A 7,522-nucleotide genomic window follows, 5' to 3' on the forward strand; every position below is an offset into this window, starting at 1 on the left:
ACCCACCATTCCACGGGCAGCGGACAGGTTGTGTCCTGTACTGGGGACAGAATGCCGAGCATGCAGAAGACGTCCTCGCGGCTGCTCGCGCTGCTCTCGCTGCTTCAGACGCCTCGCAACTGGTCGGGTGACGACCTCGCCGAGCGGCTCGACGTCACCCCGCGCACGGTGCGCCGCGACATCGACCGCCTACGGGAACTGGGCTACCCGATCCGCGCTTTCAAGGGGCCCTCCGGCGGATACCGCATGGGGACCGGCTCGCAACTGCCCCCGTTGCGGTTCGACGACGACCAAGCCGTCGCCCTGGCCCTCGCCCTGCAGTCCGCCGCCACCAGCCCAGCGATCGGCGAGGACGCCGCACGGGCCCTGTCCACCATTCGCCAGGTCATGCCGTCCCGTTTGCGTCAGCGCGTCGACATGTTGCAGATCACCGCCATCACATCACCCGGGGCCGGCAACGCCTCCCCGGTCGGCACGCAGCTCCTCATGGAGGTGAGCCGCGTCATCCACGCCCGTGAGGAGCTGCGCTTCGACTACCGACACGACCCCACCGGCCCCGCCGGTCCCGCCGGTCCCGCCGAGCACCCCCGCCGGACGCAGCCCCACCACCTCGTCACCTGGCGCGGCCACTGGTACCTGATCGCCTGGGACCTCGACCGTGCCGACTGGCGCGTCTTCCGCGCCGACCGCATACGCCCCCGCACCCCGACCGGCCCGCGCTTCACTCCCCGCCATCTCCCCGGCGACGGCGTAGCCGCGTTCGTCACCGGCCGGTTCCGCGGAACTGACGGCTCTACGGCCGACTGGCCCTGCCGCGGCGAGGTCATCCTCAACCTCCCCGCGCGGGCTGTGGCCCCCTTCGCGCAGGACGGCATCGTTGAGGAACTCGGCCCCGACCGCTGCCGCCTGTCCCTCGGTTCCTGGTCGTGGACGGGTCTTGCCGCCACTATCGGCCGCTTCGACACCGACATCCAGGTCATCGGTCCACCACAACTGGCCGATGCGTTCGCCGAACTCGCCGCGCGCTACGCCAACGCCGCAGGCCCGACCCGATGGGCACCGGACCCGGACAGCGATACCTCGCGCTGAGGCACGCCGCGTCAGGCCGCCAATGCTCGCAGCTACCGGTCCGTGTTGTGTCGCAGCAGTAGGGAGTTGGGTGGAGTTCCGGGTTCCGAACTGTCACTCGATGGGGTGGAGATGGGGCGGCGACCTGGTTGGATTACGGAGAGTGAGGGAGAATGGAGGTGTTGGGCCCGCCGGGGGAGGCGGGTGTTGAGCGCATCACTGGGGGGTGATCGCCATGGGGGGCACAGCTACGACCACTGCCACGAAGGCCGCTCGTCCGGCTCCGGGCGCAGGTGCGGATCCGGGGCCAAGTGCAGTTCCTGGCGCAGGTGCAGCTCGGGGCGCGGGTGCGGTTCCGGGCGCAGGTGCAGCTCCGGGCGCAGGTGCAGCTCCGGGTGCAGGCGCAGCTCAAGGGCCAGGTTCAGCTCCGCGTCCTGCTGCGTCTGTGGGTTCGGCTTCGGTTGCGGTTCCGGGGTCGCCGGACGAGTGGGCTGCCTACCTGGCCCAGACGGCGCCGGGTCCGCAGACGGCGTTCGTACTACAGACGTTGGAACCGGAGAGGCTGTCCCACGCGGGCCGGGTGGACGCGCTGAAGGCGCTGGAGCGGCATGCGGCGTGGATCCAGGCGCAGCAGGTCCGTCTTCTTGCTGCTCTGGATGCCGATGCGCAGGCGGCGTTGCCGGAGGGGAAGTGGAACGAGAGCATTGAGGGTGAGTGGAACTTCGCGTGTGAGGAAGTGGCCTGTGCGCTGAAGCTGTCGGGGACGACGGCGGCCAAGCGGCTTCAGGTGGCCCGGGAGCTGGACAGGCATTATCCGACCACGCTGGGCATGTTGGAGCGCGGGGAGATCTCGTATATGCAGGCGGTGGCTGTCACCGAGGCCTGTGCTGTGTTGGATCCGTTGCTGGCCGCCCAGGTCGAAGCCGCTGTGACGCAGAAGATGCCGGGGTTGGCGACTGGGCAGACCCGGCGTGTGTTGGCCCGGGAGATCGTGCGGGCGGATCCGCAGGGGGCGGAGGAGCGGCATCGCAAGCGGAAGCGGGAGCGGCAGTTGGTCCACTATCCGCAGGCCGACGGCATGGCGATGTGGGGTGCGATTCTGCCTGCCGAGCAGGCCGCCCGCATGAACCAGGCGGTGGACGCGCATGCGGCCACACTGCCGGATGAGGGGCGGACCCTGGAGCAGAAGCGGGTGGATGCCCTGTTCGATCTGGTCGTCAACCGCACCACCACGGTCGGCGCCACCGGCACCGGCAGGAGCACCAGCACCGGCAGCACCCGCACTGAGCAGGCCTCGGGTGGGCGGGCGGCGGCTGTCGTGCAGGTCACCGTGCCGCTGGATGTGCTGATCGGAGAAAGTGAGGGGCCCGCCCAGTTGAAGGGGTACGGGCCGATCACGGCGGGGCAGGCGAGGGAGATCGCGTTCGCGGAGGGGACGATCTGGCGGCGTCTGATCATCGAGCCGAAGACCGGGATGCTGGTCAAGACGGATCCGACGACGTACAAGCCGACGGCGGAGACGGAGCGGCATGTGCTCGCCCGGGACGGCCGGTGCACCTTCCCCACCTGCCAGATGCCCGCCCACCGTTGCGACCTCGACCACATCCAGCCGTTCGACCATGACAACCCGGCGGCCGGTGGGCAGACCGTGCCGGAGAACCTGGGCCCGTTGTGCCGACGGCATCACCTGATGAAGACCCACCACCCCGGATGGCAAGTGACCCGGGACCCCGACACGGGGGTCACCACCTGGACCGCGCCCACCGGCCACACCTACACCAACCCGCCCCACAACTACCTCGAATAGCCGCCCATTCCGCAGGATCCGTGATCGGCTCAGCCGGGAGTCCCCGAGTCCGGCGGTCAGGACGCTCCCGTAAAGCCCGCCCTCGTGGAGCCCGCCCTCCCGGACTCGGCACCGGCACCGGCACCGGCACCGGCCCCGGAGCCGGCCCCGGAGGCTTGCGGCGTCTGCGGCTCGGTGCGCAGGCCGGCGAACAGGTCGTCTTCCGGAAGGGTGACCGGGAGGTGGGAGCGGGCCAGGTGGTAGTCCTCGGTGGGCCAGACCTGCCGTTCGATGTCGCGGTCGTGGAGCATGAACCCAGCGTGGGGGTCGATCTGCGTGGCGTGGGCGAGCAGGGCGCGGTCCCTGGTCGCGAAGTACTCGGCGCACGGGACGCGCGTGGTGATCTCCAGTCCGGCGGGCTCGGCGGGCAGTTCGTCCAGCACGGCCCCCATGGCCGAGTCGAGCCCGCGCGCGGTCATGGCGTCGTGGAGGGTCTGGAACCACGCGCGCGACAGTCCGCCCTGGTAGTAGAGCTTGAGGGGCCGCCAGGGCGGGCCCGCCTCGGGGTGGCGGTCGGCCTGGCCGGCCGCGTCGAAGGCGGCCACAGTCACCTCGTGGGTCCTGATGTGGTCCGGGTGAGGGTAGCCACCGGTCTCGTCGTAGGTGACGACGACGTGGGGGCGGAACTCGCGGATGAGCGCCACCAGCCGCCCGGCCGCCTCCTCCAGGGGCCACAGCGCGAAGCAGCCGTCGGGCGGCGGCTCGCCGGGGGCCGGCAGGCCGGAGTCGACGAAGCCCAGGAAGCGCTGCTGGACGCCGAGGATCCGGCGGGCCTCGGCCATCTCGGCGCGCCGGATCTCCGCGAGGTTCTCCCGTACGCCGGGCCGGTCCATGGCGGGGTTGAGCACGTCGCCGCGCTCCCCGCCGGTGCAGGTGACCACCAGCACCTCCACGCCCTCGGCCGCGTACTTGGCCAGGGTGGCCGCGCCCTTGCTCGACTCGTCGTCGGGGTGGGCGTGCACGCTCATCAGGCGCAGGGTCATATGGGCCTCCGGTGGGTGAAGTCCGCCAGGCGGCGGAGGAAGGTGGTCGTGGTGGGAAGGGGCGGGCCGGTGAGCACGGCCAGGTGGAAGGCGTGCGGCATACCTTCGTAGATGTCGAGGACGCAGTCGGGCGCCGCTTCGGCGAAGCGCTTGGCGTCGTCGAGCAGCACTTCGCGCGACCCGGCCGCGACTAGCAGCGGCGGCAGTCCGGACGGATCGCCGTGCAGGGGCGACTGGGGCGCCCGGTCAGGCGGCGCGCCGGCGAGGTACTGGCGGGCGACCCGCTCCAGCACCGCCCGGTTGATGAGGTCCAGCCCGTCGTTGGCGTCCAGCGACGGGCCGGAGAGGGTCAGGTCGGTCAGCGGGGACACCACGACCGCCCTGGGCAGCGGTTTTCCGGCCGTCTTGAGCGCCAGCAGGGCCGACAGGACGAGGGTGCCGCCCGCCGACTCGCCGAACAGGACGATGTCGGGCACGCCGTGGGCGAGCAGGCTGTCATGGACGGCCAGCACGTCCCGCAGTGCCGCCGGGTAGGGGTGGGCGGGGGCGAGGCGGTAGTCGACAGCGAAGACCGGGCGGCCGGTCGCCCTGGACAGGTGGGAGGCCAGGAGCCGCTCCGCCCGCGGCTCGGTGTGAGCGAAGCCGCCGCCGTGGGCGTACACCAGGGCCCCTGCTTCGGTCGCCGGGCGTCCGGAGGCGTTCACCCACTGGCCGGGCCCCATGCCCGCGCTCGGGAGCGCGGGCATGGGGTCGGCGTCGCCGGGGAGATCCGGCGCGCCCTCGTCCGGCAGCCGCAGTCGCAGCCGCGCCATGACGGCTGCGATCTCCTCGGGTGTGGCGGGAATCTTCATGGACGGATCTCCTCAGCGGCCCTTCCTGCCGCGCGGCGGCCTGGGCGCCACGGGCCTGGGGAGGGGGCGGACCTGGCGGATCGGCCAGTCGTAGCGGTCGCGGTTCTTGCGCGACGGGGCCGGGGGCGTGATGCGCAGGTTCAAGCGGGCTCCTCTCGATCGGTCGCGGTCGCGGTCGGCGACTGCGTGTTTGCGCCTCTGGTCTGTCTGCGTCTCTGGCCTGTCTGCGTTTGTTCTGTCTGCGTTTGTTCTGTCTGCGTGTTGCCGGGGACAAACTTAGGTCCGACCTAGATTTAGGTCAAGCACTTTTTTGTGACCGGTCTATGCGAGGATGGGGCCATGACGGCAGGACTTCGTGAACTGAAGAAGCAACAGACCCGCCAGGCAATCTCCGACACCGCGACGCGGCTGTTCCTGGAGCGCGGCTTCGAGGCGGTGACCATCGCCGAGATCGCGGCGGCCGCCCAGGTGGCGAAGATGACCGTCACCAACTACTTCCCGCGCAAGGAAGACCTCGCCCTCGACTACCACGAGCCCTTCACCGCCGCCCTGGCCCACACCGTCGCGGGCCGGCAGGAAGGCGAGTCCGCGCTGGCCGCCCTGCGCCGCGAGTACCTGGCCGCGGTCGAGCGGCACGATCCCGCGATCGGCTTCACCGGGCCGGAGTTCGCCCGGATGATCGCCGACAGCCCCGCCCTGACCGCCCGGCTGCGCGAACTGCACGACCAGCGCGAGGACGCCCTCGCCGACGTACTCGCCGACGCGTTCGCCGCCGACAGCACGGCCGACCCGGCAGACGAGCCTGCGGTGGAGCGGACGGCCGACCCGGCGGCCGACCCGGCGGCCGACCCGGCGGCCGACCCGGTGGCCGACCCAGTGGCCGACCCAGTGGCCGACCCGGCGGCCGACCCCGGCGACCTCACCCCCCGGGCCGTGGCCGCCCTGCTCACGGCCGTCCACCGCACGCTCTTCCAGCAGGTCCTGGATCTGACACGGGCGGGCCGGACCAACGAGGAGATCGCCACCGTCGCCACCCGCTCGGCCCATCAGGTCTTCGGCCTGCTGGAGGCGTCCCTGGGTGACTACGCGGTGCGGTGAACGCGGTCCGGTGGCCCGGTCGTTCAGGCCGGGCCCACGGTCAGCGTCCGTCCCCGGGCATCGCCCTCCACCGCGTCCACGTACGCGTGGGCGACCTCCGCCACCGGGCTACCGGGCGACGGGTCCATGCCCAGGGCGACGAGGGTCTCGCGGACCCAGCCGGGGCTGACCGCGTTCAGGCGCAGGCCGCGCGGCATTTCCGCGGCGGCCGCGTACACGAACGCCTCCAGGGCCGCGTTGACCAAGTAGCCGAGCGAACTGCCGGGGACGGGCTCGGTGAACCGTCCGCTGGTGAGGGTCACTGATCCACCGTCCCGTACGTGGCCGAGCGCCCGCCGTACGAGGTTCACCTGCCCGATCAGCTTCCCGTCGAGCCCGCTCCAGAACGTTTCGTCCGACGGGCTGTCCAGCGGGGTCAGGCCGCCGCCCGCGGCGCAGCACACCACCGCGTCCAGGTCGTCCCCGAGGTCCGCGAACAGGGCGTCGATCGACGCGGTGTCGGCCGTGTCCACCCGCACCGGGCCACGGCGCGACGCCCGCACCACGTCGTGGCGCTCCGCCAGCGCGTCGGCCACCGCACCGCCGATGGTCCCCGTCGCGCCGATCACAAGAATCTTCACTGGCTGTCCGTCCGTTTCACTGGTCCTGTGCCGCTTCACCGGTCCTGTGCCGCTCAGCCTGCGACGGGCGGCGGGCCGTACCCAGCCCCCTGCCGGAGGTGTACGCGCGGTGGCTACATCTGACAGGTGCAGGCTCAGCGGGCGCGCGTCGGTGAGACTGGGGGCGTGGAGACACGTGAGGAGTTGGGAGAGTTCCTGCGGTCGCGGCGGGCGCGGCTGAGGCCCCAGGACGCGGGGCTTCCCTCGTACGGGGGACGGCGGCGCGTGCCCGGGCTGCGGCGCGAGGAATTGGCGCAGCTCGCCGGGGTGAGCGCCGGCTACTACACCCGGCTCGAACAGGGGCAGAGCCCCAACGCGTCGGACGCCGTGCTGGACGCCGTCGCACGCGTGCTGCGGCTGGACGAGGCGGAGCGGGCCCATCTCTACTCGCTGGCCCGGCCCAAGCCGCCGGGCCGCCGCCGGGCCGCCAGGCCGGAGCGGGTGCGGCCGGGGGTGCGGGTCATGATCGAGTCGTTCGGGGATGTGCCCGCGCTGGTCATGGGGCGCTTCTGCGATGTCCTCGCGTGGAACCGGATGGCCCACGCCCTGCTGGGCGGACACCTCGACTTCGACGCACCGAACCGCCCGGCCGGGCGCCCCAACATCGCCCGCCTGATGTTCCTCGATCCCCACACCCGGGAGCTGTACGCCGACTGGCCCCGCAAGGCCCGGTCCACCGTCGCCGACCTCAGGCTGCTCACCGGGCGATACCCGAGCGACCCCACGCTGACCGGCCTGATCGGCGAACTAACCATCGGGAGCGAGGAGTTCGCGAGACTGTGGGCCGCGCTCGCGGTGGGTGACTGCGGCACCGCCGCCCGCACCTACCGCCATCCGCTGGTGGGCACCATGACGCTGATGTGCGAGTTGCTGACGCTCCCGGCGGACGAGGGGCAGCGGGTGGCCGTGATGAACGCCGAGCCGGGCTCGCCGTCCGAGGAGGCCCTGCGGCTCCTCGCCGACCTGATCGCCCCGGCCACGGCCACCGCCGCCGCCCCGGCCACCACCACGACCACG

8 protein-coding genes are annotated in these 7,522 nt (G+C 72.0%); 4 read left to right on the forward strand and 4 right to left on the reverse strand.

Going from position 1 to position 7,522, the window contains the following annotated elements; translation table 11 throughout:
* The first annotated feature begins 60 nt into the window (after positions 1-60).
* Both BBH68_RS10865 and BBH68_RS10870 read left to right on the forward strand, forming a co-directional pair.
* A complete protein-coding gene (locus BBH68_RS10865) occupies positions 61-1,089 on the forward strand; it encodes a helix-turn-helix transcriptional regulator (RefSeq protein ID WP_174589009.1) in 1,029 nt (342 codons plus the stop codon).
* Between the two features lie 559 nt (positions 1,090-1,648).
* A complete protein-coding gene (locus tag BBH68_RS10870) occupies positions 1,649-2,875 on the forward strand; it encodes an HNH endonuclease signature motif containing protein (RefSeq protein WP_245737993.1) in 1,227 nt (408 codons plus the stop codon).
* Between the two features lie 56 nt (positions 2,876-2,931).
* Here BBH68_RS10870 and mca read toward each other — a convergent pair whose 3' ends face one another.
* Genes mca through BBH68_RS44010 form a run of 3 tightly spaced genes read right to left on the reverse strand, consistent with a single transcriptional unit; the run spans position 2,932 to position 4,892 of the window.
* Positions 2,932-3,897: a mycothiol conjugate amidase Mca gene (gene mca / locus BBH68_RS10875; RefSeq protein ID WP_079150912.1), complete on the reverse strand. Its 966-nt coding sequence runs from the start codon at positions 3,895-3,897 to the stop codon at positions 2,932-2,934.
* The gene (locus BBH68_RS10880) at positions 3,894-4,748 is read right to left on the reverse strand and encodes an alpha/beta hydrolase (protein ID WP_245737994.1); all 855 of its coding nucleotides are present in this window, start codon (positions 4,746-4,748) and stop codon (positions 3,894-3,896) included. The genes mca and BBH68_RS10880 overlap by 4 nt, the downstream gene beginning before the upstream one ends.
* 12 nt (positions 4,749-4,760) lie before the next feature.
* Positions 4,761-4,892 carry a hypothetical protein gene (locus tag BBH68_RS44010; protein WP_281182475.1) on the reverse strand — a complete coding sequence of 44 codons (132 nt, stop codon included), beginning with the start codon at positions 4,890-4,892 and terminating at the stop codon, positions 4,761-4,763.
* A gap of 195 nt (positions 4,893-5,087) precedes the next feature.
* Here BBH68_RS44010 and BBH68_RS10885 point away from each other — a divergent pair, with 195 nt between their 5' ends.
* Positions 5,088-5,846 carry a TetR/AcrR family transcriptional regulator gene (locus BBH68_RS10885; protein WP_065961146.1) on the forward strand — a complete coding sequence of 253 codons (759 nt, stop codon included), beginning with the start codon at positions 5,088-5,090 and terminating at the stop codon, positions 5,844-5,846.
* 23 nt (positions 5,847-5,869) lie between these two features.
* On the opposite strand, the gene BBH68_RS10890 is transcribed toward BBH68_RS10885, so the two are convergent.
* On the reverse strand, positions 5,870-6,466 hold the full coding sequence (locus BBH68_RS10890; protein WP_065961149.1) for a short chain dehydrogenase: 597 nt from the start codon (positions 6,464-6,466) through the stop codon (positions 5,870-5,872).
* Positions 6,467-6,631: 165 nt separating this feature from the next.
* Here BBH68_RS10890 and BBH68_RS10895 point away from each other — a divergent pair.
* Positions 6,632-7,522 (forward strand): helix-turn-helix transcriptional regulator (locus tag BBH68_RS10895; protein ID WP_065961167.1); only part of this gene is annotated, 891 nt, incomplete at its 3' end.

Origin of the sequence: Streptomyces sparsogenes, assembly GCF_001704635.1 — a bacterium.
Lineage (GTDB): Bacteria > Actinomycetota > Actinomycetes > Streptomycetales > Streptomycetaceae > Streptomyces > Streptomyces sparsogenes.